Consider the following 25,269-nt stretch of genomic DNA (forward strand, 5'->3'; position numbering starts at 1 on the left):
CATCTTGTGGCGCCGCATCGCGGCGCCACTTGCCACCCCTAATGACATTTCGGAAAACTGGAACGCCGCCGATTTCGGCAGGCGGGTTTTCCTTGCATTCGTAAAGACAGGAGAAGCCGATATGAAAGGCTGGAGGCCACCGGCACCGTTTCTGCTTCTGCTGCCCGCCATTCTGGTGCTCGCAGCCGTTGTTATCATTCCGCTGATCCTGTCGCTCTATTCGAGCTTCACGCCGTTCCGGCTGACACAGCCGGCGTCGCTTTTCACGTTGATCGGCTTCCGCAACTATGTGCGCATCCTGACCGATATCGAGTTCTGGACGGCGTTCGGCCGCACCGTGCTGCTGCTCACCGTCGCGCTCAATGTCGAAATGCTGCTCGGCCTTGGCCTTGCCATGCTGGTCGAGAAGGCGACGCGCGGCCAAAGGCTGCTGCGCACCATCATGATGTTTCCGATGATGTTTTCGCCGATCCTCGTCGGCTTCCAGTTCAAGTTCATATTCAACGACAATATCGGTCTCGTGAACAATGCGCTGCAGTCGCTCGGTCTGACCGATCAGGCGATCCCGTGGCTGATCGACGGGTCGCTTGCCTTCTTTGCGATCCTCGTCGCTGAAATCTGGTCGTCCACCTCGGTCTTCGCCATCCTCATCCTGGCCGGCCTGCTTGCCATGCCGAAGGAGCCGATCGAGGCGGCGCGCGTCGATGGCTGCACCCCCTGGCAGACATTCCGCTATGTTACCTGGCCCTTCATCATGCCCTTTGCCTACATCGCCATGACAATCCGCTCTCTCGACGTCGCCCGCGCCTATGACATCGTGAAGATCATGACCGATGGCGGCCCGGCCAAGCGCACCGAACTGCTCTGGACGCTCGTCTCGCGCACGGCTTACGCCGATGCCCGCATGGGCCTTGCAAATGCCATGGCCTATGTCGCGATCCTGCTCTCCATCCTCTTCACCGTCTATTTCTACCGCAAGCTTGCGGCGGCGCGGACCCAGATTGCGGCCGAATGGTAGGAGGAGTGGTCAGATGAACGAAAACGCAAAAGCCCGTATCAACGGCATCCTTCTCTCCACCGCCCACAAGATCGGCCTGTTCCTGGCGATGACCGTCATCTGCCTGCCCGGCCTGTGGATCGTGCTCGCCTCCTTCCGTCCGACAGTCGAGATCATGGCAAAGCCGCCGGTCTGGATACCGCAGGACCTGTCCTTCGATGCCTATATCGCGATGTTCTCCGGCGTCGGACAAGGGGGCATCCCGATCATCGAATATTTCCGCAATTCGCTGATCATCTCCGTCACCTCGACGGCGATCGCGCTCGCCATCGGCATGGCTGGCGGCTATGCCTTCGCGCGCTTCCGCTTCAAGGCGAAGTCGTCGATCTTCCTTGGTTTGATGCTGACGCGCACCGTGCCCGGCATCGCGCTGTCGCTGCCTTTGTTCTTCGTCTATTCGAAGCTCGGCATCATCGACACGCATTTCGGCCTGATTACCGCCTATGTCGCGCTCAACGTGCCCTTCACGATCTGGCTGATCGACGGTTTCTTCCGGCAGGTGCCGAAGGACCTCGCCGAGGCCGCGCAAATCGATGGATGCACCCGCTGGCAGGCCTTCTGGCAGGTGGAGTTTCCGCTCGCCGGCCCCGGCATCGCATCGGCCGGCATCTTCGCCTTCCTCACCTCGTGGAACGAATTCGCGCTCGCCTCGCAGCTCACCCGTTCCGTCAACTCAAAGACCCTGCCGGTCGGCCTGCTCGACTATACGTCGGAGTTCACCATCGACTGGCGCGGCATGTGTGCGCTGGCGGTGATCATGATCATTCCGGCCCTCGTCCTCACCTTCATCGTGCAGAAGCATCTCGTTTCCGGCCTCACCTCCGGCGCAGTCAAAGGATAATCCATGGCAACCGTTTCCCTTGAAAAGCTGGTGAAGCGCTACGGCGCGCTCGAAGTGGTGCATGGCATCGATCTTGAGGTGGCGGACCGCGAATTCATCGCTCTGGTCGGCCCCTCCGGCTGCGGCAAGTCGACGACGCTGCGCATGATCGCCGGCCTCGAGCCGGTCTCCGGCGGCAACCTGAAGATCGGTGGCCGCATCGTCAACGACCTGCCGCCACGCGCCCGAAACCTCGCCATGGTGTTCCAGTCCTACGCGCTCTACCCGCATATGACGGTGCGCGAGAACATGGGCTTCTCGCTGAAGATCGCCGGCCAGAAGCCGGAGGAGATCGCGCCGCAGGTGGAAGAAGCCGCCAAAACGCTCGATCTCACGCACCTGCTTGACCGTCGTCCCTCACAGCTTTCCGGCGGCCAGCGCCAGCGCGTCGCCATGGGCCGCGCCATCGTGCGCAATCCGGATGTCTTCCTGTTCGACGAGCCCCTGTCGAACCTCGATGCGAAACTGCGCACCCAGATGCGAGTCGAAATCAAGAAGCTGCATGCCAAGGTGCAGTCGACAGTGATCTACGTCACGCACGATCAGGTGGAAGCGATGACGCTTGCCGACCGCATCGTCATCATGCGCGACGGCTATATCGAGCAGGTCGGCACGCCGGAGGATGTCTTCCAACGGCCGCAGTCGAAGTTCGTCGCCGGCTTCATCGGTTCGCCACCGATGAACCTGAAGGACGCCGAAGTCGTCGATGGACAGCTCGTTTTCACCAACGGCGACCGCCTACCGTTGCCAGCACGTTTCAAGGATCGTGTGACGGCCGGCCAGAAGGTGACCTTCGGTCTGCGGCCGGACGATCTCTACCCCGCCGGCCACGGCATTCATTCCGGTGAGGACGCCGATGTCCACAAGCAGGACCTCCGCGTCATCCTGACCGAACCGCTCGGCAACGAAACGCTGGTCTTCTCCGATTTTGCTGGCGCCGAATGGGTCGGCCGCATGCTGAATCCGCGGCGGCTTTCGCCGGGTGAAACGCTGCCATTCTGCTTCGACCTCTCCCAGGCCCATCTTTTCGACCGCGAAAGCGGCCGCACGCTGAGAGGCTGACATGGCGAAGATCGAACGCGTCGAACTGAAAATGGTCGACCTTCGCCCAAAGGTCGAACGCACGGACGCCATCCAGAGCTTCGTCAGCCAGGAAACGCCGCTCGTCACCATCACCGACAGCGACGGCGCAGTCGGTACCGGTTACAGTTACACGATCGGCACCGGCGGTTCCTCCGTCATGCGGCTGCTCGCCGATCACCTGGTGCCAAGGATTATCGGTCGCGATGCGGATCAGATCGAGGCGATCTGGCACGAACTCGAGTTCGCAACGCACGCAACGACGATCGGCGCCATCACCTCGATCGCGCTTGCCGCCATCGACACCGCGCTGTGGGATCTGCGCGCCCGCAAACAGAACCTGCCGCTCTGGAAGCTCGCCGGCGGCGCCAAGGACCGCTGCCCGCTCTACACGACCGAAGGCGGCTGGCTGCATATTCCGGTGGAAGCATTGGTCGAGGACGCGCTGGACGCCAAAGCACAAGGCTTTACCGGCTCGAAGGTGAAGATCGGCAAGCCGCATGGCTCCGAGGATGTCGCGCGTCTCTCAGCCGTCCGCAAGGCGGTTGGCGACGGCTACGAGATAATGACCGACGCCAATCAGGGCTTTTCTGTCGACGAGGCGATCCGCCGGGCCGAGCGCCTGCGCGATCTCGATCTCGGCTGGATCGAGGAGCCGCTGCCGGCCGACGATATCGATGGCCATGTGCGCCTCAACCAGTCCACATCGACGCCGATTGCCATCGGTGAATCCCTCTATTCGATCCGCCATTTCCGCGAATATATGCAGAAGGGTGCCTGCTCCATCGTGCAGGTCGATGCCGGCCGTATCGGCGGCATCACGCCCTGGCTGAAGGTGGCGCATGCGGCGGAGGCTTTCGACATGCCGGTCTGCCCGCACTTTCTGATGGAACTGCATGTCAGCCTGACCTGCGCCGTGCAGAACGGCAAATATGTGGAATACATCCCGCAGCTCGACGATATCACCACCTCGCGCCTGCAGATCGAGAACGGCATGGCACTGGCGCCGACGGTGCCGGGCCTTGGCATAGACTGGGACTGGGACGCCATTCGCGCACGCTCGATCTCCGAGTTCGAGCGCGAAATCCGCAAGGGAGCCTGAAACATGCAGCGCATCGGCATGGTGATCGGCGTCAAGCCGGAGAAGATCGAGGAATACAAGCGCCTGCACGCGGCTGCGTGGCCGGACATTCTGGCGATGATCTCCGCTTGCGACATACGTAACTACTCGATCTTCCTGAAAGAGCCGGAGAACCTGCTGTTCTCCTTCTTCGAATATCACGGCACCGACTATGCCGCCGACATGGCGAAGATGGCAGCCGATCCGAAGACGCAGGAATGGTGGGCCGTCTGCATGCCCTGCCAAACGCCGCTCGACACCCGCAAGGAAGGCGAGTGGTGGGCAGGCATGGAAGAGGTGTTCTTCCATGCCTGATTTCAACCCGACATCGCTCGCCCAATCCTGGCCCCTGCCGTCAAATCCCCGCCCGATCGTCACCTTCGGCGCCGGCTCGATCGTCGGCGACGCCCATTATCCGGCCTATCGCAAGGGCGGTTTTCCGGTTGCCGGGGTCTATGACCCCGATCACGACAAGGCCAAGGCATTGGCCGAAAAATGGGGCGTTGTGGCCTATCGCACGGTCGAGGAAGCGGCGTCCGTTGAAGGCGCGATCTTCGATCTTGCCACGCCGCCGGCTGCCCATGCGAAGGTGCTCGCGGCTCTGCCGGACGGTGCGGCTGTGCTGATCCAGAAGCCGATGGGCTCGGACCTTAAAGCGGCAACGGAAATCCTGCACATCTGCAGAGACAAGAAGCTCAAGGCGGCCGTCAATTTCCAGCTCCGCTTCGCGCCGATGCTGTTGGTATTGAAGGATGCCATCGCCAAGGGCCTGCTCGGTGAGGTCGTCGATTTCGACGTCTATCTGGCACTCGATACGCCGTGGGAACTGTGGTCCTTTCTCGAAGGTCTGCCACGCATCGAGATCGCCATGCACTCGATCCACTATCTCGACGCCATCCGCCAGATTCTGGGCGATCCGCAGGGTGTGCACGCCAAGTCAATCGGCCACCCCAACCACAGGATGGCGCAGACGCGCACCACCGCGATCCTCGATTACGGCGATCGCGTCCGCTGCGCGCTGTCGATCAATCACGATCACAAGTTCGGCCGCAAGCATCAGGCCTGCGAGTTTCGCGTTTCGGGAACCGAGGGTGCGGCCTATCTCCAGCTTGGCGTCAATCTCGATTATCCGCGCGGCGAGTCGGACATTCTGGAAATCCACTCGAAGGGTGGCGATGGCTGGGTGCCGGTGGCGCTTGAGGGAACATGGTTCCCAGATGCCTTTGTCGGCCGCATGGCCAATCTCCAGCGCTTCGTTACCGGTGAGGATGCCGAACTCGTCTCTTCGGTCGAGGATGCGTGGATGACAATGGCGCTCGTCGAGGCCGCCTATGCCTCCAGTGCCGCCCCCGCTACGCCGCTCGCCGCCCGGCCCTGAACAGGAACCAGACATGGAACAGGTCAAATATTTTGAAGACTACGAAATTGGCGAGGGACGCAAGACGAGCGGGCGTACGATCACCGAGACGGACTTCGTCGTGCATGCCGGCCATACCGGCGACTTCTTCCCGCACCATATGGATGCCGAGTTCATGAAGACGCAGCCGTTCGGCCAGCGCATTGCCCACGGTACGATGGTCTTTGCCATCGGCGTGGGATTGACCGCGAGCGTCATCAATCCCGTCGCATTTTCATATGGATATGACCGCATGCGCTTTATCAAACCGGTCTTCATCGGTGATACGATCCACACGCGCGTTACGATCACCGGCAAGGAGGATGATCCGAAACGCGCGACCCATGGCCGTGTTATCGAACGCACGGAAGTCATCAATCAGAAGGGTGAGGTCGTGCTCGCCGCCGACCACATCTACATCGTCGAACGCCGGCCGGCCACCGCCTGAGCCGAACATTGAAGGAGCCACCCGTGTCGCTTTCCCTCGAAAACAAGCGCGTCCTCATCACCGCAGCCGGCCAGGGTATCGGCCGCGCAAGCGCGCTGGCCTTTGCCCGCGCCGGTGCGAGCGTCGTCGCCACCGATATCAATGCCGAGGCGTTGAAGGCCCTGGATGGAGAGGCTGGCATCGAGACCCGCATCCTGAATGTGCTCGACGATGCAGCCGTTAGCACCGTTGTATCCGAGGCTGGCCCCTTCGACGTGCTGTTCAACTGCGCCGGTTTCGTTCACGCCGGCTCCATCCTCGACATGCCGGACAAGGATCTCGATTTCGCCTTCGACCTCAACGTTCGCGCCATGGTGCGCACCATCCGCGCGGTTTTGCCGTCCATGCTGGAGAAGAAGGACGGGGCGATCATCAACATGGCTTCGGTCGCTTCGAGCGTGAAGGGCGTGCCGAACCGCGCTGCCTACACCATCACCAAGGCCGCCGTCGTCGGCCTGACCAAATCCGTCGCCGCCGATTATGTCGCCCAGGGCATCCGCTGCAACTGCATTTGCCCAGGCACCGTCGAAAGCCCGTCCCTGCAGGACCGCCTGAAGGCCCAGGGCGATTACGAGACCATGCGCGCCGCCTTCATCGCTCGCCAGCCGATCGGCCGGATCGGCACACCGGAGGAAATCGCCGATCTCGCCGTCTATCTCGCCTGCGCCACCTACACGACCGGACAGGCCTACGCCATCGACGGCGGCTGGACCATCTGAAGCATTCACGACCGCCGGCGAACGATCGACGGTGAAACCATAGACCAAGGGCCATCCCATGACCAAGATTACCAGCCTCCGTTCGCTCGATCTGCGCTTTCCAACCTCGCAGAGCCTCGATGGGTCGGACGCCATGAATCCCGATCCGGATTACTCGGCCGCCTATGTCATCCTGGGCACCGATACGGACGGTCTGGAAGGCCATGGCCTCACCTTCACCATCGGTCGCGGCAACGACATCTGCTGCGCCGCGATCGAGGCGATGAAGCATCTGGTCGTTGGCCTGGATCTGGAATGGGTACGCGAAAATCCCGGCCGCTTCTGGCGTCATGTGACGAGTGACAGCCAGTTGCGCTGGATCGGCCCGGACAAGGGCGCGATGCATCTGGCGACCGGCGCCGTGGTCAATGCGGTGTGGGACCTGCTCGCCAAGGAATCCGGCAAGCCCGTCTGGCGTCTGGTTGCCGAGATGAGCCCCGAGGAAATCCTCGATATCATCGACTTCCGCTATCTGACGGACGCCCTGACGCCGGATGAGGCGCTTGCCATCCTGAAGAAGGCGGAAGCCGGCAAGGCCGAACGCATCGCCACGCTCGAAAAGGAAGGCTACGCCTGCTACACGACCTCTGCCGGCTGGCTCGGTTACGAGGACGAGAAGCTGCGCCGGCTCTGCCAGGAGGCCGTCGATCAGGGCTTTACCCATATCAAGATGAAGGTCGGCCGCGATCTGGAGGACGACAAGCGCCGCCTGCGCATCGCCCGCGAGGTGATCGGCGACGATCGCTACATGATGATCGACGCCAATCAGGTCTGGGAAGTCGGCCAGGCCATCGACTGGGTGAAGGAACTCCAGCCCTACAAGCCTTTCTTCATCGAGGAACCGACGAGCCCGGATGATATTGCCGGCCACAAGGCGATCCGCGAAGCCATTCATCCTGTGAAGGTCGCGACCGGCGAAATGTGCCAGAACCGCATCGTCTTCAAGCAGATGATCGCCGGCGGCGCGATCGACATTGTCCAGATCGATTCCTGCCGCATGGGTGGTCTCAACGAAGTGCTTGCCGTCCTGCTGATGGCCGCGAAATTCGGCCTTCCGGTCTGGCCACATGCCGGGGGCGTCGGCCTCTGCGAATATGTGCAGCACCTGTCCATGATCGATTATCTCGCGATCTCCGGCACAAAGGACGGCCGCGTCATCGAATTCGTCGACCATCTGCACGAGCATTTCCTCGACCCCTGCCGCATCGAAAACGCCGCCTATATGCCGCCGTCACTGCCGGGCTTCTCGATCGAGATGAAGCCGGAGTCGATAGCGGCCTATACCTTTCAGCCGGTAGCATAAGGCGAGTATGGCCGAAGACGGCGGGCTCTGATCGGCCCGCCCGCTCCGTTTGCGCTCAAGCTGCGACAGCCGTATCCCGGCTGACGAATGCAATCAGATCCTGGATCGTGACGAGGGGCATCGTGTGCTCCTCTGCGAACACTAGGAGATCCGGCAGCCGCGCCATCGTTCCATCGTCGTTCGCCACTTCGCAGATGACGCCCGACGGCGCCATTCCGGCCAGACGCGACAGTTCCACCGCAGCTTCCGTGTGGCCCGGGCGGGCGCGAACGCCGCCGGGATGAGCACGCAGAGGGAAAATGTGACCCGGGCGGGCAAATTCCGCCGGCTGCGCGGCGGGATCCATCAGAGCCTTGACGGTTGCTGCGCGATCCGACGCGGAAATGCCGGTGGTCGTGCCCGGCAGATAATCGACGGAGACAGTAAAGGCGGTCTTGTGCAGCTCGGTGTTCTGCGGAACCATCAGCGGGATATCCAGTGCTTCCAACCGCTGGCCTTCCATCGCCACGCAGATCAGTCCGCGCGCGTATTTCATCATGAAGGCGATCGACTCGGAGGTGACCGCTTCGGACGCAACGATGATGTCGCCTTCGTTCTCGCGGTCCTCGTCATCCACCACCACGATCATCTGGCCGCGCGCAAGAGCCGCGATCGCATCTTCAATTTTCGAGACTGCCATTTCATTGCCTTTCAAGGGTGCCGGTTACAGCGTTAAACCACGGCTTTCAGCCGCCATTCATCCCTTGGGCGAACAGGCCCAGGCACCGCTCACACGAGCGGTTCCACAGACTTGTCCTCTTCCATCCGGACTCTAACCGTCGGCTCCGGCATCGCACCGGATCTGCTGACCCTTCCATTGGAAGGCGCTCGCGGGCTCCCGAATCGCTCCGGATACCGCCGGTGGGGAGTTTCGCCCCGCCCTGAGAACATTCTTTCAATAGCTTGAGGCGAGAGGCCTGTTCAAGCAAAAAAATTGCAACGATCTGTTCAAAATAACCGAACGAGCTTCGGAAGCGTCATCACCAGCAGCAGAAGCCGCCATCGACCAGCAGATCGACGCCAGTCACGAAGCTTGCCGCATTAGACAGCAGGAAGACGGCAGGCCCGACCATTTCATCGACATTGGCCATGCGCTGCATCGGCGTCTGTTCTTCGAACAGTTTGGTCTGGTGCACCATTTCCGGCCGGGTGTTCATCGGCGTCGCCGTGTAGCCGGGGCTGATCGTGTTGACGCGGATGCCGCGATCGACCCATTCCATCGCCATCGACTTGGTCATGTGAATGACGCCGGCCTTGGACGCATTATAGTGGCACTGGTTGAGGCCACGGTTGACGATGACGCCGGACATGGAGGCGATGTTGACGATCGCGCCGCGGCCGGATTTCAGCATGGCGCGCGCTTCCGCTTGGCAGGACAGGAAGACGCCCTTCAGGTTGATGTCCATCATCGTCTGGAACTGGCTCTCTTCCATCTCCTCCGCCGGATTGGCATTGGCGATGCCGGCGGCGTTGACGGCAAGCGTCAGCACGCCGAGTTCGGCCTCGATGCGCGCGACGGCGTCATTGAGCGCCGCACTGCTCGTCACATCGGCCGCTATCTGGATGCTGCGGCGACCTGCCCGCGCGATGAAATCGGCTGTGTTGGCAAGGCCATCGTCGGTACGCCGGTCGAGCAGCGCGACATCGGCGCCGCACTGGGCAAGCCCCATCGCGATACGCTGGCCTATACCGCTGCCCGCACCCGTCACGATCGCGACATTTCCGGAGAGATCGAACAGCTTCGGCGCATTGAGCGTGATGTCAGACATAAACATTTCCTTTTCAGATCGTCGCCAGTTCCATCACCGAGACGTCGTTCGCGTCTTCACGGTTGAGGATACCGGCCTGCTTTCCCTGGGCCATGACCATGATGCGGCCGGACACGCCCAGCACTTCCTCAAGGTCTGAGCTGACCACGATCACGGCGACACCCTCGCGGGCGAGATTGATGATGAGATCGTAGATGGACGAGCGCGCGCCCACATCGATGCCGCGCGTCGGCTCGTCCAGAACGACCACCTGCGGCTTGCGCGCCAGCCATTTGGCCAGCACCACCTTCTGCTGATTGCCGCCGGACAGTTCGCCGGCATTCTGCCCGCCGCGTCCCTTGACGCCAAATTGCTGGATGAACCCGTCAGCAAATTCGCGGATGCGGCGCGACGAGATCCAGCCGTTGCGTGAGATTTCGCGGAGATTGGCATAGCCGATGTTTTCCGCGATCGAGTGATCGAGAACCACGCCCTGCAGCTTGCGATCCTCCGGCACCAGAACGATGCCATTGCGGATCGCATCGATGGGAGAGCGCGGTGTGACCGGCTTGCCGTGCAGCAGAACCTCGCCGGCCGAGATCGGGTCGGCACCGGTGATGGCGCGAACCAATTCGGTGCGGCCGGCGCCCATCAGGCCTGCAATGCCGAAGACCTCACCCTTGCGGACGGAAAAATTGATGTCGCGAAACGTGTTGGCGGGCGAAGACAGGCCACGAACCTCAAGCGCCACGTGATCGGACGGCGTCGGGAGCGCCGGGAACATCCGTTCCAGCGAACGGCCTACCATGGCCTCGACGATCGTGCGGATCGGCACATCGCCCCTGTCGAATTCCTGAACCTTGGCGCCGTCTCGCATGACGACGATGCGGTCGGCGATCTGGCGGATTTCCTCGAGCCGGTGCGAAATGTAGATGATGCCGACGCCATCCGCCTTCAGGCGGGCGATCTGCTGGAACAGAAGTTGCGTTTCTTCCCCGCCGAGTGCGGCTGTCGGCTCGTCGAGAATGAGAAGCCGCGCATTCAGCGTCAGCGCCTTGGCGATTTCGATGAGCTGTTGTTTTCCCGTCGACAGCCCCTCGACCAGACGATCGGGCGAAACGTCGAGCCCGAGCCTCTTCAGGCCACTGCGCGCCCGCTCCTCCATGCCCTTGCGATCGATCCGCCCAGCCTTCATCGGATAGCGACCAACGAAGACGTTTTCGGCGATCGAGAGCTTGGGGAGCAGTTTCAACTCCTGGTGGATCATGCCGACACCTTCATCGATGGCGGCACGCGGGTTGGCGGGGGCGTAGGGCGCCCCCGACCAGGTCATATCTCCTGCGGACGGTTGGACAGTGCCGGAAATGATGTTCGACAGGGTCGATTTTCCGGCGCCGTTTTCACCGAGCAGTGCCACGACCTCCCCCGGATAGATGTCGAGATCGACACCATGGAGAACCTTGATCGGACCGTAGGATTTCTGAACCCCACGGAGCGAGAGGATGGGAGAGCGGGTCGTCATGGCGCTGCCTTTCGCATCAGGACGGATTACGGGTGGCTCTTGACGAATTCCGGTGCGTTTTCGCAGGTCGTCAGAACCGCATTCGGGGTCTGGCGCTCCTCGACCTTCTGGCCGGCAGCGACAGCGATTGCGGATTCAACGGCGAGAACGCCCATCTTCTGCGTGCTCTGGGTCGCGGTTGCGATGAACGGACCCTTGCACTTCGCCAGATATTCGAGAGCCGAGACGTCGCCGTCGTAACCGCCGATGATCACCTTGTCGGAGAGGTTGGCAACATCGACAGCCTTGGCGGCACCCATGGCGAGACCATCGGCCTGACCGAAGATGATGGTGATATCCGGGTTGGCCTGCAGCATGTTCTGGGCAATCGAGAAGCCTTCGTCAGCCGACCACATCTGGCTCCACTGCTGATCGACCAGTTCGACGCCTGAATTCTCGTCGATGGCGCGCTTGCAACCGGTGAAGCGATCGACTTCCGGCGTCGTGCCCTTCTGGCCGTGGATGATCGCCATCTTGCCCTTGCCGCCAGCCTTTTCGATGATGTGCTTGCACACCTGATAGGCGGATTCGACGCTTTCACCAGCGATGAATGTGTCGCCCGGTGCGCCCTCGGGAACGCGATCGACGTTGATGACCGGAATGCCGGCTTCGCGGGCAAGGCGGGTCGGGACGGCGGCAGCGGCAGCACCGGCCGGGATATAGATGAATGCGTTGATGTCCTGCGTCATCAGGTCCTGCACCTGGCTGACCTGGGTGTTGGTGTCGTTCTTCGCATCAACGACGATGACTTCGATGCCCTTTTCCTTGGCGTACTTTTCGACGCCCAGCTTGATCTGGTTGAAGAAGTCGGCCTGCAGGTTCGGAACGGCAAGGCCGATCTTCTTGATTTCGGCAGCCGTTACCGGCAGTGCCAGCATGGAAGCGGCGGTGGCTGCGAGCAGCAATTTGGACAGTTTCATATGGTTCTCCTCCGAGTTACCCGGTGATCTCCTGCGCTTACAGGTGCCACCTTCCCTTTTGCCGGTCCGCACCATTGCGAACCGTTTTCAGCCCCTCGCCACGCTCCAGCTGCGAGGGGAAAGCCGTTATTTGCGCTTGCGGTAGGTTTCCGCCGTAACGGCGAGCACGATGACCGCGCCGATGATGACCTGCTGCAGAAAAGGCGAGACGCTGAGCAGGTTGAGGCCGTTGCGCAGGACGCCGATGATGAGGACGCCGATGATGGTGCCGCCGATACCACCCGTACCGCCCGACAGCGAGGTGCCGCCGATCACGACCGCCGCGATGGCGTCGAGTTCGTAGGAAACGCCCGAGGACGGCTGCACCGAGTCGAGCCGGGCGGCGAGAACCATGCCCGAAAGACCGGCAAGGAAGCTGCAGACGACATAGACGAGGACCGTCGCACGCTGGACGTTGATGCCGGCGAGACGGGCGACTTCCGGGTTACCGCCGATGGCGTACAGCACGCGCCCGCCGTGACGATAGCGCTGATAGAGAAGGCCGACGATGAAGACCACGACCATCACGGCGACCGTCAGCGTCAAAAAGCCACCGAAGCGGACGATGGCCATCATGTTGAACCAGGCCGGGAAGCCGATGATCTGCTGGCCGTCGGTAATCATGTTGGCGAGACCACGCGTCATCGACATCATGGCCAATGTCGCAATGAATGGCGGCACGTTGAACCGCGTGATCAGCAAGCCGGCCACAAGACCATTCAATGACGCGGCGCCAAGCGCCAGCGTAATCGCCAGCCACATCGGAACGCCGAGCACGACATTGAGATAACCGAGTACCATCATCGCCAGCGCCAGCACCGAGCCAACGGCGAGATCGATACCGCCGATCAGAATGACCATCGTCATGCCGACGGCCATCACACCCAGAACCGTGATCTGATCCAGCACGTTGAGGAAGTTGCGGATCGACAGGAACTTGTCGGTCGCCAATGTCAGGAACAGGCAGAGCACGATCAGGCCGATCAAAGGACCGGTCGCGCCGCGAAGCGACGGAAGAAGTCCGCCTGCGAATGCCTGTCTTTCCTTTACCGCTGCCACCATCAGCACGTCTCCTCCAGGGCCGATGCGCCGCATCCATACAGCGCATCGCATAAATATTCAGTAATGTGTGTAAATTCGTAACCTGCGAAATTCCGAGTGTCAACACATGACGAGAAACTTAATTTAGGCGAACGCCGCATATTTTTGACTTGACTTGCCGCCTTCTCGTGCAAATATAAAGACAACTGTATATTTATTCACTGAGAGGATTACATGCAGCCGAACGATCTCGACCGCATCGCTCGACAGATCCGCCTTCGCGATCTGCAAGCGGTTTTCGAAGCCGGCGCCGGCCATATCGGCGGGGAAATGTCGGCTATCGACATCCTTACGGCGCTCTATTTCCGCGTTTTGCGCATCTGGCCGGACCAGCCGAGAAATCCGGACCGCGACCGCTTCGTCCTGTCGAAGGGGCACGTTGCGCTGGCGCTCTACGTTACGCTCGCCAAACGCGGCTTCATTCCGGAGGATGAGGTCGCCACGTTCCTGAAGCCGCATTCGCGCCTCAACGGCCATCCGAACTGCAACAAGGTACCGGGCGTCGAGACCAATACCGGCCCGCTCGGCCATGGCCTGCCGGTCGCGGTCGGCATGGCGAAGGCGGCGAAGCTGACGGGTGCGAAATACCACACCTATGTCATGACCGGTGACGGCGAGATGCAGGAAGGCTCCAACTGGGAAGCGATCGCATCGGCAGCGCAGTTCGGCCTCGACAACCTGACCCTGATCATCGACCACAATCGATTCCAGCAGGGCGCTTCGCTGAAAGATACCAACAACCTCGCCCCCTTCCCGGCCAAGCTCTCCGCTTTCGGCTGGGATGTCACCGAGATCAACGGCAATGCCATGGACGAGATCGTTCCGGCGCTCGAAAAGCGCGGCAATCGTCCGCACTGCATCGTTGCCCATACCAACAAGGGGCACGGCATCTCCTTCATGCAGGACACGGTCGACTGGCATCACAAGGTGCCGAATGCCGACCAGTACAAGATTGCCGTTGCTGAGCTTTCGGAGACCCTGTGATGAAAGACGTAATATCCTCGCCCAAGCTGCATGACTGCCGCGACGCTTTCGTCAGCGTGCTGGAACGTCTTGGCGCCGAAAACCCGAAGATCGTCGCCGTCTGCAACGACTCCGTCGGCTCCTCCAAGCTCGGCGGCTTCAAGTCCAAGTGGCCGGAACGTCTGGTCAACGTTGGCATCGCCGAACAGAACATGGTCGGCGTCGGGGCTGGTCTCGCCAATGGCGGACTGCTGCCCTTCGTCTGCGGCGCCGCCTGCTTTTTGACGGGTCGCTCCCTGGAGCAGATCAAGGCCGACATCGCGTATTCCAACGCCAATGTGAAGCTGATCGGCATTTCCTCCGGCATGGCCTATGGCGAACTCGGCCCGACGCACCATTCGATCGAGGACTTCGCCTGGACCCGCGTTCTGCCGAACCTGCCGGTCGTCGCCCCGTGCGATTCGATCGAAACGGCTGCCGCCGTGGAATGGGCCGCGAGCTATGATGGCCCTGTTTTCCTCCGCCTCTCCCGCGTCGGCGTTCCGGATCTGCTGCCGGCAGGCCATAAGTTCGAGCTCGGCAAGGCGAACCTGCTGCGCGATGGCGATGCGATTACGCTGATTGCCAACGGTACGGTGACCCATCGCATGATGAAGGCCGCCGCCCTTCTTGCCGAACAAGGCATCGAGGCGCGCGTGCTCAACATGGCGACGGTTCGTCCGATCGACGTCGATGCCGTCGTTGCCGCCGCCCGAGAAACCGGCGCCATCCTGACAGCGGAAGAGCATTCGACCTTCGGCGGGCTCGGTTCGGCGATCGCGGAAGTGGTTGTCGCCGAAGCGCCGGTTCCGATGAAAATTCTCGGCGTGCCAGGTATCTTCGCCCCGACCGGCTCCGCGGAATTTCTGCTGGATGAATTCGGAATGTCGCCGGCAGCCATTGCCGAGGCGGCCATTGCACTGATTGCACGGACGTCTTCCCGCATATCCTGATGTGCGTTTAGATCCCGTGTGGGGCGCGACGAGACCTCCCTGGTCGCGCCCTCTAATTTTTGCCTGCCGGAGCAACCCATGACGACCGCCATCCTTGCCATAGACCAGGGCACGACCAACTCGAAAGCCGTGCTCGTCTCTACCTCCGGCGACATCATCTCGCGCGGAGCGTCGCCGGTCGGCATCGAACACCCACAGCCCGGCTGGGTCGAACAGAGCCCGGTCCGTCTCTGGCAGTCCGTCCAGGAGGCAATTGCTGCATGCCTTCAGGCAGCACCCGCCGTCGATATTCTCGGCATCGCCATTTCCAACCAGCGTGAATCCGTCACCATCTGGGATGCCAGGACGGGCAGGCCGCTTGGCCCGGTGGTCAGCTGGCAATGCCGCCGCAGCGCGCCGACCTGCGCCGACCTGATCGCTGCCGGCCATGCGCCGCGTGTCCAGGCACTGACCGGCCTTCCCATCGACCCGATGTTCCCCGGCCCCAAGATGAAATGGCTGCTGGATCGAGTGCCTGCTGGCAGCGATGTCCGGCTCGGGACGATCGATGCCTGGCTGATCCACTGCTTCACCGATGGCGCGGTTCACGCCTGCGACGCTGCCAATGCCGCCCGCAGCCAGCTCTACGATCTCAACCGTCAGGTCTGGAGCGACGAACTCTGCGACCTCTTCGGCGTACCGAAATCCGCCCTGCCCGAAGTTCGCGACAGTGCCGCTCATTTCGGCGTCACAAGGAACGTGCCCGGTCTCCGGGACGGCATTCCAATTGCCTCTGCGATCGGTGACAGCCATGCGGCCCTGTTCGGTCATGGCGCCTTCGAGCCCGGTGACGGCAAGGTGACTTTCGGCACCGGCTCATCGATCATGACAACCCTGCCGCGCTTCATCGCGCCGGAACAGGGCATCACGACGACCATCGCCTGGTCGATTGCCGGCAAGCCCACCTATGCCTTCGAAGGCAATATTCTCGTCTCGGCAGCCTCGCTTCCATGGATGGCCGAGATGCTCGGGCTGACCGATGTGCAGGCACTGACGGAGCTTGCGGCAACAGCGGAGCCGGAAGGCCCCGGTTTCGTTCCCGCCTTCGTCGGCCTCGGTGCGCCTTATTGGCACGCCGACGCGCGCGCGCTTTTCTCCGGAATCACCTTTAACACCACCCGCGCCCAGATGGCGCGCGCCGTGACCGATTCGATCGCATTCCAGGTTCACGACGTCTTCAAGGCGATGTCGTCGCAGTCTCCCACCGCACTCGGCCGGCTTTATGCGGACGGTGGCCCGAGCCGAAATGATTTCCTGATGCAATGCGTGGCGGATATGTTGAACCACGCCATCATCCAGTGCGACGCGCCGGAAGCTTCCGCCCTTGGCGCGGCTTACCTTGCTGGTCTTTCGCTGGGCATCTGGCCGGATATCGCCGCGATCGCCGCCTTGCCGCGTTCGAACAATCCGATCACGCCGCGTGCCTCCGATGCACCAGCACGTCTTCAAGTTTGGCAGGACGCAATCTATCGCTCGACCGTCTCCAAACCTTCATTTATGAGTGAATAAAAATTCACTAATGGAGGCCTCCGTGGGACGACTGAACGAGCTGCGACTGATCGCCCGAATTGCCCAGATGTACCATGTCGAAGGCAAGCGGCAGGCAGAGATCGCCGAGATCATGCACATGTCGCAGGCCACCGTTTCGCGCATGCTGAAGCGGGCGGAGCAGGAAGACATCGTCCGCACGACGGTCATTCCACCGGCTGGAACCTTCGCAGAACTCGAAACGGCGCTGCGTGACAGATACAGCCTCACAGAAGCCATCGTCATTGACTGTTCCGAAGATCGCGACGGCGCCATCATGGCCCGGATCGGCGAAGCCGCTGCGCATTTTCTCGAAGTCACGCTCCAGCAGGACGAGATTGTCGGCGTTTCCAGCTGGAGCCAGACGATCTTGCGGATGGTCGACAACATCCACCCGCTGAAGAATGCCAAGGCAAAATATATCGTCCAGATCCTCGGCGGCATGGGCGATGCGTCGGTGCAGACCCACGCGACGCAGTTGACCGCGCGGCTTGCCAAGCTAACCGGCGGCGAGCCCCGCTTGCTCTTGGTGCAAGGCATCACCTCCTCGCGTGAAGCCAAGCTCGTCATGCTTGCCGACCCCGTCGTGCGCGAAACGATGGATCTCTTCAGCCGCCTGAGCCTCGCCATCGTCGGTATTGGCGCCGTGGAACCGTCGGAACTGCTGGCTCGTTCGGGCAATACGTTCTCGCGGCAGGAAATGACCATGCTGCATGATGCCGGCGCGGTCGGCGAAATTTCCTACCGGTTCTACGACAAGGACGGCAAACCGGTCGAAACCCCGCTCAACGACCGGGTCATCGGCCTGTCGCTCGAAGAACTGCGCAAGACCGACCGCGTCATGGCTCTCGCCGGCGGAGAATCCAAAACCCAGGCCATCGCCGGCGCCCTGAAACTGGGCGTCATTGATGTGCTTGTCACAGACAAGTTCACAGCAGCACGGCTCACGGCCTGATCCATCCCGGATCGACCGCTGGCCTGCTGCGCTTTATGGAGGAAAGACCATGAGACGTTTCGCAGGCCAGACGGTATTCGTCACCGGGGGCAACAAGGGCATTGGGCGCGGCATCGCCAAGCGCTTTGCCGAAGAAGGCGCAAAGGTCGCGATTGCCGCGATCGAAAAGGATACGGTCGAGGCCGCGGCGGTGCTCGCCCACGAAACCGGCGCCGAAATCCTCGGCCTAGTGCTTGATGTCACCGATGCAAAGGCTGTTAAGGAAGCCTATGGCGAGGCCGAGGCCAAGCTGGGCGCACTATTGGTTTCCGTCCAGAACGCCGGCGTCATCACCATCGCCAAGGTCGAGAACCTGACCGAGAGGGAATGGGACCTCAACCTCGACGTCAACACCAAGGGCGTTTTCCTCTGCTGCCAAGAGGCGATCCGCCGTTTTCGGGCCAGCGGAACCAAGGGGCGGTTGGTAAACACCGCATCCGGCCAGGCCCGTCAGGGCTTCATCTACACCCCGCATTACGCCGCCTCGAAATTCGGCGTCGTCGGCCTGACCCAGAGCCTTGCCAAGGAACTCGCCCGCGAAGGCATTACCGCCAACGCCATTTGCCCCGGCATCATCCACACGGAGATGTGGGACTATAACGACCGCGTCTGGGGCCAGATGCTCGGCGAATATGGTCCGGGTGAATTGATGGCGGAATGGGTCGAAGGCATCCCGATGGGCCGCGCCGGCACGCCCGCCGAAGTCGGTGCCCTCGTCGCCTTCCTCGCCTCGGCTGATGCTGCATACATCACCGGCCAGACCATCAATGTCGATGGCGGCCTGATCATGTCGTAACGGGCGACGCTCAAGCCTCGTTCGACAAGATTCGCGCGCTTCTAGGCAGGCGCGTGAACGTCAAACCGGTTCATCCACGAACAGCGTTTCGCCTGTTTTCGCGGAACGAAGGAGCGCATCGATCAGTCGATGCGCCTTGAGTGCCTCGTGACCATTCACGAGCGGCTGGCGATCCTCGGACAGGGCATCGAGGAAGTCCTCGTGCAGGGCACGATGGTTGTGATGGGAAAAAGCCATTGGATCCGCCCCTGCCCCTCCGCCGTCAGAACCGTCTTCAAGAACAAGCGTTCGCCCGTCCATCAGACTGATGGTGCCACGGTCGCCCTCCAGCCGTGCCGATCCCTTGGTTCCAAGGATGTCGATCCGGTCCGGGAAACCGGGATAGGCTGCGGTGGTCGCCGAGAGCGCACCGATCGCACCATTCCCAAAGCGCAAGGTCGCGTGGACGAGGTCCTCGGTCTCCATGCGATGGGCTGCACTCGTGACCGAGAGGCAATGAACCCGCGTCGGCATACCGACAAGCGCGATGAACTGGTCGATCGTATGGATGGCCTGGGTCAGCAACACGCCGCCGCCGTCGCGGGCGAAGGTGCCACGGCCGGGCTCGTCGTAATAGCTCTGCGGCCGCCAGTTCGCCACCTGCAGGGAGGCTGAAATGATCTGGCCCAGCTCCCCATCCGCGATCAGCCTCGCCGTCGCCGCGATCGTGGGACAGAAGCGGCGCTGGAAAGTGATGGCGAGCTTGATTCCGGTTTGCCGCGCACTCTCGACGACCTGCGCCGAGCGTTCGAGCGTCACGTCCAGCGGCTTTTCAAGGAGCACATGCTTGCCGACGCGCGCAGCGCGCTGCACCAGTTCGAGATGCGTGTTGGGCGGCGTGAGGATGACAACATAGTCGATCGACGGATCTTCGAAGATCGCCGCCGCATCATCAACGACCGGCAGGCCGAAACGTCGCGTGAAGGCATCCCGCCGCGCTGCACTCGGGCTGAAGGAACCGGCGACCTCAACCCGGCCCCCGAGATCGATCAGGCTCTGCACATGCGGCGGCGCTGCCATGCCGAGGCCGACAATGCCCGCACGATATCTGCCGGAAGCGTTCATGGGCGGCACCTCGTCTACAGCCAGTCCGGAATTCCTGTCGCGGTCAGCGTGGTCTGGATGCCGCGCAACTCCGCCAGCCCCTTCAGGCGTCCGATGCAGGAATAGCCTGGGTTTACCTTCTTGCCGATATCATCGACGATGGCGTGGCCGTGATCCGGGCGCATGGGGATCTGCCAGTCCGCCCGGCCTTCGTCCTTTCGCCGCGCCTCCTCTCGCATCAGGCCGGCGACAACGCGAACCATATCGGTATCCCCCGACAGATGCTCTGCTTCGTGGAACGAGCCGTCCGGCTCCTTGGTCACATTGCGCAGATGGGCGAAATGGATCCTCGGGCCGAACGCCTTGGCCATGTGCGGCAGATCGTTGGCGGCGTTCGAGCCGTAGGAACCGGTGCACAGCGTCAAGCCATTTGCGGGCAAATCGACCGCGTCGAGCAGCGCCCTCGCACTATCCGCCGTCGAGACAACGCGCGGCAGGCCGAAAATGGGGAACGCCGGATCGTCGGGGTGGATTGCCATGCGCACGCCGACCTCTTCCGCGACCGGCACGATTTCACGCAGGAAGGCAAAGAGATTTTCGCGCAGACCATCGACCGTCAGGTCATCATAGACGGCGAGCGCCCGGCGAAAGCTGTCGCGGTCGAAGACGAATTCGCGCGCCGGAACCCAGCCGATGAGATTGTTTTCCAGCCGGGCGAGATCGCTCTCGCTCATCGCCGCAAGGCGTTTGTGCGCTTCGGCGATCCGTTCCGGCGGATGCTCGCCCTCCGCGCCCTTCCGCTTCAGAACCAACAGGTCATAGGCACAGAAATCGACGATATCGAAGCGCAGCGCGTCGCCGCCATGCGGCATCGGGGCGTGCAGGTCGGTCCGCGTCCAGTCGGTGATCGCCATGAAATTGTAGCAGAGCGTCTTGATGCCCGCGGCCGCGATCGCCCGCACCGATTGCTTGTAGTTCTCGATATAATCCTTGTAACGGCCGGAGCGTGTCTTGATGTCCTCGTGCACGATGATGCTCTCGACGACATCCCAGGTTAGCCCCGCCGCCTCGATTTCTGCCTTGCGTTTGGCGATCTCGTCCGCCGGCCAGGCGCGGCCATCATTGAGGTGGTGCAGCGCACTGACAATACCGCTCGCACCCGCCTGATGCACATGGGCGAGCTTCACCGTGTCGTCCGGCCCAAACCAGCGCCAGGTCTCCTTCATGCCAGCAACTCCTTCAATGTGGCTTCCGCGCCATGACGCCGAAGCGAATCGAGATGGTCCGCAGCAATCCGGACCAGCGTATCGCGATGGGGCGATCCCGCCGCGAAACCGGCGGCCTCGAAAGCCGCGGAGACTGTCTGCAGCGCATCGGCATTCCGCGCGAATATTGCCTCAAGTGCCGCGTCCAGCGGATCGGTGAAATGATTGGCGGGCAAGGTTCGCCCACGCGCCAACGCCGCCGCGAGCCATGCCGCTGGAGCCAGCATCAGATGCCGGACCGAGCCACCTGCCGCCAACCGTTCCAGTGCAACCGCGATGATGCGCTGAGGCAGTTTCTGGCTGCCATCATTGGCGATCTGTGCCGTGCGATGCCGCAGCGCGGGATTGTCGTAGCGCTTTTCAAGCTGCGCGGTATAGGCAACCGGGTTCAGGCCGGCATCCGCCGGAAGCGACGGGATCGCTTCTGCCCAGAGCCTTGCCACGAAACGCCGGATCAGCGGATCGGAGAATGCGTCAGAAACCGTAGGCTTACCGAGCAGCAGGCCGAGATAGGCAATGGACGAGTGCGAGCCGTTGAGCAGGCGCAACTTCATCTCTTCGAAGGGCGCGACATCCCCGACCATTTGGACGCCGAACCGTTCCCACTGTGGGCGGCCGGCCGGAAAATCATCCTCCACCACCCATTGCAGGAACGGCTCGGTCGTCACCGGCCAGGCGTCGTCAACACCGAGCCTTTCGGCAATACGGGCGCGATCCTCGTCGGTCGTTGCCGGAACGATGCGGTCCACCATGCTGGAAGGGCAGGCAATTTCACGCTCCACGAATGCGCCGAGTTCCGCATTGCGCGCCTTTGCAAAGGTGACGAGAAGCCGCTTCAGAGTGGCGCCGTTGGAGGGAAGGTTGTCGCACGAAAGGATGGTGAACGGCGCTGATCTTGCCGCCCTTCGGCGCGCGATCGCCTCGGCTAGAAAGCCATGGATCGTGCGTGGCTTGGAGGGATTGGCAAGGTCCCAGACGATATCGGGATGGTTCAGGTCGAGGTCTCCCGTCGAAGCCCGCAGATAGGCCTTCTCCGTCACCGTCAGCGTGACGATCCTGATATGCGGGGCACTCATGACGTCAAGCAAAACGCCGGGATCGTCAGGCGCGACCAGAGTCTCCAGCAAAGAGCCGATCACCCGCAGCCGTTCGCCATCACCGTCGACGATCGACAGCGTGTAAAGACCGTCCTGTGGAGCCAGCGCATCCCGCGTATCGGCGCTGCGAAGCGAGGCGCCGACGATGCCCCATTCCGTCTCGCCGCTTTTCATACAGTCATCGACAAAGGTCGCCTGATGCGCGCGGTGGAAGGCGCCAAGTCCGAGATGCACCATGCCCGGCAGGACCGCAGTCCTGTCATAGGAAGGCCGCGAGACATCGGCAGGCAGGTTTGGAAGTGTCCTGCTAGCGAGGCGCGCGCGAGGCGCCACAAGATGATCCGTCATGGCTCCTCCCATTCGGCTGGACGGCAGATGTGCCCGAACGACCCCTGTATCGTCAAGGCAAAAGTCATCATACGACTGACGTTTTTTTGTATGTTGACATGATCTCTTTTTCACCATACCAAATTCAGCGCCGAAGGAGGAGCGGCCGTTGTGATGACCCTTGTTGCACGAGATTTACTGTTTCCGGGTGATGAAGCTTCCCGTGCCGTGGCACGGTCGCTGTACGCCGCGATCCGAGACCTGCCGATCATCAGTCCGCATGGCCATACCGATCCGAGCTGGTATGCCGAGAACAAGCGCTTTTCCGATCCCGCCCAGCTTCTGATCGTTCCCGACCACTATATTTTCCGGATGCTTTTCAGCCAGGGAATCCGGCTCGAAGACCTTGGCGTGCCGCCCCTCGACGGATCGCCGGTCGAGACGGACGGTCGGCGCATCTGGAACCTCTTTGCGAAAAACTATCATCTCTTTCGCGGCACGCCGACTCGGCTATGGCTGGACTATACCTTTGCCAATCTGTTCGGCCTGACCGCACCGCTGACAGCCGACAACGCTGACACTTACTATGACACGATTGCCGCGTTGCTGGAAACAGACGCATTCCGCCCGCGCGCCCTGTTCGAGCGCTTCAATATCGAAGCCATCTCGACAACGGACGGCGCGCTCGACGAACTGAAGTGGCATGCCATGATCCGGGACAGCGGCTGGAAAGGCCGCGTGGTTCCAGCCTATCGCCCGGATTCCGTGATCGATCCGGATTTCGAAGGTTTTCTCTCAAACCTCAACACACTCGGCGAGATCAGCGGCTGCGATACCGGGACATGGCAGGGATATCTGGACGCGCACAGGAATCGCCGCGACTATTTCAAATCTTTCGGCGCGACCGCGACGGATCATGGCTTCGCCTCGGCGCAAACAGCCAATCTCGACACAGGTGAGGCTTCCCGCCTGTTCGACAAGGTGCGTACCGGTGGTGCCGACGATGCGGAGCGCACACTGTTTCGTGCGCAGATGTTAACCGAAATGGCAAAGATGAGCGCCGACGACGGTCTCGTCATGCAGATTCATCCCGGCTCCTGGCGCAACCATTCGCCGGCCGTCTTCCAGAAATTCGGCCGTGACAAAGGTTTCGATATCCCGACGCAGACGGACTATGTCCGCTCGCTCAAGCCTTTGCTGGATGCTGTTGGCACCGATCCGCGCGTCTCGGTCATTCTCTTCACGCTCGACGAAACCAGCTATGCGCGCGAACTTGCGCCGCTGGCTGGCGTTTATCCTGCCCTCAAGCTCGGCCCCGCCTGGTGGTTCCACGACAGCCCGGAAGGCATGCGCCGCTTCCGCGAAATGACGACGGAGACCGCCGGCTTCTACAACACGGTCGGGTTCAACGACGACACCCGGGCCTTCCCATCCATTCCGGCACGACACGACGTCGCGCGCCGGGTCGACTGCGCTTTCCTTGGGCGGCTTGTTGCTGAACATCGCCTTCGGGAAGAGGAGGCGCATGAGCTGGCGCACGAGCTCACCTATGGCCTCGTCAAGAGGGCATACAATCTGTGAAGTCATGACTGCAACAGCGGGCTCAGCTCGCCAACTGGGAGGAGAAAATGTTGCAAATCACCAAACTCTGGACGGGCGTCGCGCTCGCTTCCTTGCTGATGCTGGGCACGGCATCGGCCGAAACCGTGCTGAAATCATCGGACACGCATCCGGACGGCTATCCGACGGTCGAGGGCGTCAAGTATTTCGGCGAACTCGTCAAGGAGCGCACCGGCGGCCGCTATGCGATCGAGGTCTATCACTCCGCCCAGCTGGGCGAGGAAAAGGACACGATCGAACAGGTCCGCTCCGGCGTCATCGAACTCAACCGCGTGTCCATGGCGCCGTTCAACGGCACGGTGAAGGAGTCTATCGTTCCGGCGCTGCCCTACATCTTCCGATCGGAAGAGCACATGCACAAGGTCATGGATGGAGCCATCGGCGACCAGATCAAGGCGGCGTTCGAGCCGGCCGGTCTCGTCGCGCTCGCCTTCTATGATGCAGGCGCACGCTCCTTCTACAATTCGAAGATGCCGATCAAGACCGTGGCCGACATGAAGGGCCTGAAGTTCCGCGTCATCCAGTCCGACATCTTCGTCGATATGGTCGCCGCCCTCGGTGCCAATGCGACCCCGATGCCTTACGGCGAAGTCTATTCCTCGATCGAGACCGGCGTTATCGACGGTGCGGAAAACAACTTCCCGAGCTTCGACACCGCCAAACACTACGAAGTCGCCAAGAACTACTCGCTGGATGAACACACGATCCTTCCGGAAGTGTTCGTCATGAACAAGGCCGCCTTCGACAAGCTGACGCCGGAAGATCAGGAAATCTTCAAGCAGGCCGCCAAGGACAGCGTTGCCAAGCAGCGTGAGCTGTGGGCCGCCAAGACGCAGGAATCGCGCGGCAATGTTGAAAAGGCCGGCGCCGCCATCAACGAAGTCGAAAAGCAGGGCTTCATCGATGCCATGAAGCCCGTCTACGAAAAGCATATCACCGACGAAGTCCTGAAAAAGCTCGTCGCGGACGTGCAGGCCGTCCAGTAGGCCCGCTGAATTTCCCCTCCCGCGCAATGTGCGGGAGGGGTTTCGCCTGTGCGCAACACTGTCCGGGACCCGTCGGGTCCACTCCTTTCCG

The 25,269-nt window shown here is 61.7% G+C and carries 24 protein-coding genes and 1 riboswitch; of the genes, 16 read left to right on the forward strand and 8 right to left on the reverse strand.

What is annotated here, in order from left to right:
* The first annotated feature begins 121 nt into the window (after positions 1-121).
* The 9 genes from ASG68_RS05370 to ASG68_RS05410 are packed head-to-tail and all read left to right on the forward strand — an operon-like array spanning position 122 to position 8,081.
* The gene (locus ASG68_RS05370; protein WP_062585833.1) at positions 122-1,018 is read left to right on the forward strand and encodes a carbohydrate ABC transporter permease; all 897 of its coding nucleotides are present in this window, start codon (positions 122-124) and stop codon (positions 1,016-1,018) included.
* Between the two features lie 13 nt (positions 1,019-1,031).
* Positions 1,032-1,898 carry a carbohydrate ABC transporter permease gene (locus tag ASG68_RS05375; RefSeq protein ID WP_062585229.1) on the forward strand — a complete coding sequence of 289 codons (867 nt, stop codon included), beginning with the start codon at positions 1,032-1,034 and terminating at the stop codon, positions 1,896-1,898.
* 3 nt (positions 1,899-1,901) lie between these two features.
* A complete protein-coding gene (locus ASG68_RS05380; protein WP_062585231.1) occupies positions 1,902-2,999 on the forward strand; it encodes an ABC transporter ATP-binding protein in 1,098 nt (365 codons plus the stop codon).
* 1 nt (position 3,000) lies between these two features.
* Positions 3,001-4,119 (forward strand): mandelate racemase/muconate lactonizing enzyme family protein, encoded by a 1,119-nt coding sequence (locus ASG68_RS05385; protein WP_062585234.1) that lies wholly within the window; start codon positions 3,001-3,003, stop codon positions 4,117-4,119.
* A 3-nt stretch (positions 4,120-4,122) separates the two neighbouring features.
* Complete coding sequence (locus ASG68_RS05390; protein WP_062585236.1) at positions 4,123-4,452, forward strand: L-rhamnose mutarotase; 330 nt, start codon at positions 4,123-4,125, stop codon at positions 4,450-4,452.
* On the forward strand, positions 4,445-5,515 hold the full coding sequence (locus tag ASG68_RS05395; protein ID WP_062585238.1) for a Gfo/Idh/MocA family protein: 1,071 nt from the start codon (positions 4,445-4,447) through the stop codon (positions 5,513-5,515). The genes ASG68_RS05390 and ASG68_RS05395 overlap by 8 nt, the downstream gene beginning before the upstream one ends.
* A gap of 13 nt (positions 5,516-5,528) precedes the next feature.
* A complete protein-coding gene (locus ASG68_RS05400) occupies positions 5,529-5,981 on the forward strand; it encodes a MaoC/PaaZ C-terminal domain-containing protein (RefSeq protein ID WP_062585239.1) in 453 nt (150 codons plus the stop codon).
* Positions 5,982-6,004: 23 nt separating this feature from the next.
* Positions 6,005-6,739 (forward strand): SDR family oxidoreductase, encoded by a 735-nt coding sequence (locus tag ASG68_RS05405; protein ID WP_062585241.1) that lies wholly within the window; start codon positions 6,005-6,007, stop codon positions 6,737-6,739.
* A gap of 58 nt (positions 6,740-6,797) precedes the next feature.
* A complete protein-coding gene (locus tag ASG68_RS05410) occupies positions 6,798-8,081 on the forward strand; it encodes an L-fuconate dehydratase (protein WP_062585243.1) in 1,284 nt (427 codons plus the stop codon).
* Positions 8,082-8,136: 55 nt separating this feature from the next.
* On the opposite strand, the gene ribB is transcribed toward ASG68_RS05410, so the two are convergent.
* The 5 genes from ribB to ASG68_RS05435 form a co-directional block, all read right to left on the reverse strand.
* Positions 8,137-8,760, reverse strand: a complete 624-nt coding sequence (ribB, locus tag ASG68_RS05415) for a 3,4-dihydroxy-2-butanone-4-phosphate synthase (RefSeq protein WP_062585245.1) — start codon at positions 8,758-8,760, stop codon at positions 8,137-8,139.
* Between the two features lie 109 nt (positions 8,761-8,869).
* Positions 8,870-9,013: riboswitch (FMN riboswitch) on the reverse strand.
* Positions 9,014-9,100: 87 nt separating this feature from the next.
* Complete coding sequence (locus tag ASG68_RS05420) at positions 9,101-9,889, reverse strand: SDR family oxidoreductase (protein WP_062585835.1); 789 nt, start codon at positions 9,887-9,889, stop codon at positions 9,101-9,103.
* Positions 9,890-9,902: 13 nt separating this feature from the next.
* Complete coding sequence (locus tag ASG68_RS05425) at positions 9,903-11,390, reverse strand: sugar ABC transporter ATP-binding protein (RefSeq protein WP_062585247.1); 1,488 nt, start codon at positions 11,388-11,390, stop codon at positions 9,903-9,905.
* 26 nt (positions 11,391-11,416) lie between these two features.
* Positions 11,417-12,349 carry a substrate-binding domain-containing protein gene (locus tag ASG68_RS05430; protein ID WP_062585249.1) on the reverse strand — a complete coding sequence of 311 codons (933 nt, stop codon included), beginning with the start codon at positions 12,347-12,349 and terminating at the stop codon, positions 11,417-11,419.
* Between the two features lie 126 nt (positions 12,350-12,475).
* Positions 12,476-13,450 (reverse strand): ABC transporter permease, encoded by a 975-nt coding sequence (locus ASG68_RS05435; protein ID WP_062585251.1) that lies wholly within the window; start codon positions 13,448-13,450, stop codon positions 12,476-12,478.
* A 213-nt stretch (positions 13,451-13,663) separates the two neighbouring features.
* Between ASG68_RS05435 and ASG68_RS05440 the strand changes: the two genes are divergently transcribed.
* The 5 genes from ASG68_RS05440 to ASG68_RS05460 all read left to right on the forward strand — a co-directional run bounded on the left by ASG68_RS05440 (position 13,664) and on the right by ASG68_RS05460 (position 18,800).
* Positions 13,664-14,473: a transketolase gene (locus tag ASG68_RS05440; RefSeq protein ID WP_062585253.1), complete on the forward strand. Its 810-nt coding sequence runs from the start codon at positions 13,664-13,666 to the stop codon at positions 14,471-14,473.
* Positions 14,473-15,444 (forward strand): transketolase family protein, encoded by a 972-nt coding sequence (locus ASG68_RS05445; protein ID WP_062585255.1) that lies wholly within the window; start codon positions 14,473-14,475, stop codon positions 15,442-15,444. Before ASG68_RS05440 ends, ASG68_RS05445 begins: the two co-directional genes overlap by 1 nt.
* A 78-nt stretch (positions 15,445-15,522) precedes the next feature.
* The gene (locus ASG68_RS05450; RefSeq protein ID WP_062585257.1) at positions 15,523-16,992 is read left to right on the forward strand and encodes an FGGY family carbohydrate kinase; all 1,470 of its coding nucleotides are present in this window, start codon (positions 15,523-15,525) and stop codon (positions 16,990-16,992) included.
* Positions 16,993-17,014: 22 nt separating this feature from the next.
* Positions 17,015-17,965 (forward strand): sugar-binding transcriptional regulator, encoded by a 951-nt coding sequence (locus ASG68_RS05455; RefSeq protein WP_062585837.1) that lies wholly within the window; start codon positions 17,015-17,017, stop codon positions 17,963-17,965.
* 49 nt (positions 17,966-18,014) lie between these two features.
* The gene (locus ASG68_RS05460) at positions 18,015-18,800 is read left to right on the forward strand and encodes an SDR family oxidoreductase (protein WP_062585259.1); all 786 of its coding nucleotides are present in this window, start codon (positions 18,015-18,017) and stop codon (positions 18,798-18,800) included.
* 60 nt (positions 18,801-18,860) lie between these two features.
* Here ASG68_RS05460 and ASG68_RS05465 read toward each other — a convergent pair whose 3' ends face one another.
* The 3 genes from ASG68_RS05465 to ASG68_RS05475 are packed head-to-tail and all read right to left on the reverse strand — an operon-like array spanning position 18,861 to position 22,593.
* Positions 18,861-19,904 carry a Gfo/Idh/MocA family protein gene (locus tag ASG68_RS05465; RefSeq protein WP_062585261.1) on the reverse strand — a complete coding sequence of 348 codons (1,044 nt, stop codon included), beginning with the start codon at positions 19,902-19,904 and terminating at the stop codon, positions 18,861-18,863.
* A 14-nt stretch (positions 19,905-19,918) separates the two neighbouring features.
* A complete protein-coding gene (gene uxuA, locus ASG68_RS05470; protein WP_062585265.1) occupies positions 19,919-21,109 on the reverse strand; it encodes a mannonate dehydratase in 1,191 nt (396 codons plus the stop codon).
* Positions 21,106-22,593, reverse strand: coding sequence for a mannitol dehydrogenase family protein (locus ASG68_RS05475; protein ID WP_062585267.1), 1,488 nt, complete (start codon positions 22,591-22,593; stop codon positions 21,106-21,108). Before ASG68_RS05475 ends, uxuA begins: the two co-directional genes overlap by 4 nt.
* Before the next feature lie 153 nt (positions 22,594-22,746).
* On the opposite strand from ASG68_RS05475, the gene uxaC reads away from it, so the two are divergent.
* Both uxaC and ASG68_RS05485 read left to right on the forward strand, forming a co-directional pair.
* Positions 22,747-24,153: a glucuronate isomerase gene (uxaC, locus tag ASG68_RS05480; protein WP_062585270.1), complete on the forward strand. Its 1,407-nt coding sequence runs from the start codon at positions 22,747-22,749 to the stop codon at positions 24,151-24,153.
* 98 nt (positions 24,154-24,251) lie between these two features.
* Positions 24,252-25,178 carry a TRAP transporter substrate-binding protein gene (locus ASG68_RS05485; protein WP_413813988.1) on the forward strand — a complete coding sequence of 309 codons (927 nt, stop codon included), beginning with the start codon at positions 24,252-24,254 and terminating at the stop codon, positions 25,176-25,178.
* The last annotated feature ends 91 nt before the right edge of the window (positions 25,179-25,269 follow it).

The organism is Rhizobium sp. Leaf453, assembly GCF_001425605.1.
Lineage (GTDB): Bacteria > Pseudomonadota > Alphaproteobacteria > Rhizobiales > Rhizobiaceae > Pararhizobium.

Excerpts from the sequence above, each read along its gene's own strand:
- ASG68_RS05370 (WP_062585833.1), top strand. The coding sequence starts at position 122 with ATGAAAGGCTGGAGGCCACCGGCACCGTTTCTGCTTCTGCTGCCCGCC.
- ASG68_RS05375 (WP_062585229.1), top strand. The coding sequence starts at position 1,032 with ATGAACGAAAACGCAAAAGCCCGTATCAACGGCATCCTTCTCTCCACC.
- ASG68_RS05380 (WP_062585231.1), top strand. The coding sequence starts at position 1,902 with ATGGCAACCGTTTCCCTTGAAAAGCTGGTGAAGCGCTACGGCGCGCTC.
- ASG68_RS05385 (WP_062585234.1), top strand. The coding sequence starts at position 3,001 with ATGGCGAAGATCGAACGCGTCGAACTGAAAATGGTCGACCTTCGCCCA.
- ASG68_RS05390 (WP_062585236.1), top strand. The coding sequence starts at position 4,123 with ATGCAGCGCATCGGCATGGTGATCGGCGTCAAGCCGGAGAAGATCGAG.
- ASG68_RS05395 (WP_062585238.1), top strand. The coding sequence starts at position 4,445 with ATGCCTGATTTCAACCCGACATCGCTCGCCCAATCCTGGCCCCTGCCG.
- ASG68_RS05400 (WP_062585239.1), top strand. The coding sequence starts at position 5,529 with ATGGAACAGGTCAAATATTTTGAAGACTACGAAATTGGCGAGGGACGC.
- ASG68_RS05410 (WP_062585243.1), top strand. The coding sequence starts at position 6,798 with ATGACCAAGATTACCAGCCTCCGTTCGCTCGATCTGCGCTTTCCAACC.
- ribB (WP_062585245.1), bottom strand. The coding sequence starts at position 8,760 with ATGGCAGTCTCGAAAATTGAAGATGCGATCGCGGCTCTTGCGCGCGGC.
- ASG68_RS05420 (WP_062585835.1), bottom strand. The coding sequence starts at position 9,889 with ATGTCTGACATCACGCTCAATGCGCCGAAGCTGTTCGATCTCTCCGGA.
- ASG68_RS05425 (WP_062585247.1), bottom strand. The coding sequence starts at position 11,390 with ATGACGACCCGCTCTCCCATCCTCTCGCTCCGTGGGGTTCAGAAATCC.
- ASG68_RS05430 (WP_062585249.1), bottom strand. The coding sequence starts at position 12,349 with ATGAAACTGTCCAAATTGCTGCTCGCAGCCACCGCCGCTTCCATGCTG.
- ASG68_RS05435 (WP_062585251.1), bottom strand. The coding sequence starts at position 13,450 with ATGGTGGCAGCGGTAAAGGAAAGACAGGCATTCGCAGGCGGACTTCTT.
- ASG68_RS05440 (WP_062585253.1), top strand. The coding sequence starts at position 13,664 with ATGCAGCCGAACGATCTCGACCGCATCGCTCGACAGATCCGCCTTCGC.
- ASG68_RS05445 (WP_062585255.1), top strand. The coding sequence starts at position 14,473 with ATGAAAGACGTAATATCCTCGCCCAAGCTGCATGACTGCCGCGACGCT.
- ASG68_RS05450 (WP_062585257.1), top strand. The coding sequence starts at position 15,523 with ATGACGACCGCCATCCTTGCCATAGACCAGGGCACGACCAACTCGAAA.
- ASG68_RS05460 (WP_062585259.1), top strand. The coding sequence starts at position 18,015 with ATGAGACGTTTCGCAGGCCAGACGGTATTCGTCACCGGGGGCAACAAG.
- ASG68_RS05465 (WP_062585261.1), bottom strand. The coding sequence starts at position 19,904 with ATGAACGCTTCCGGCAGATATCGTGCGGGCATTGTCGGCCTCGGCATG.
- uxuA (WP_062585265.1), bottom strand. The coding sequence starts at position 21,109 with ATGAAGGAGACCTGGCGCTGGTTTGGGCCGGACGACACGGTGAAGCTC.
- ASG68_RS05475 (WP_062585267.1), bottom strand. The coding sequence starts at position 22,593 with ATGACGGATCATCTTGTGGCGCCTCGCGCGCGCCTCGCTAGCAGGACA.
- uxaC (WP_062585270.1), top strand. The coding sequence starts at position 22,747 with ATGACCCTTGTTGCACGAGATTTACTGTTTCCGGGTGATGAAGCTTCC.
- ASG68_RS05485 (WP_413813988.1), top strand. The coding sequence starts at position 24,252 with ATGCTGGGCACGGCATCGGCCGAAACCGTGCTGAAATCATCGGACACG.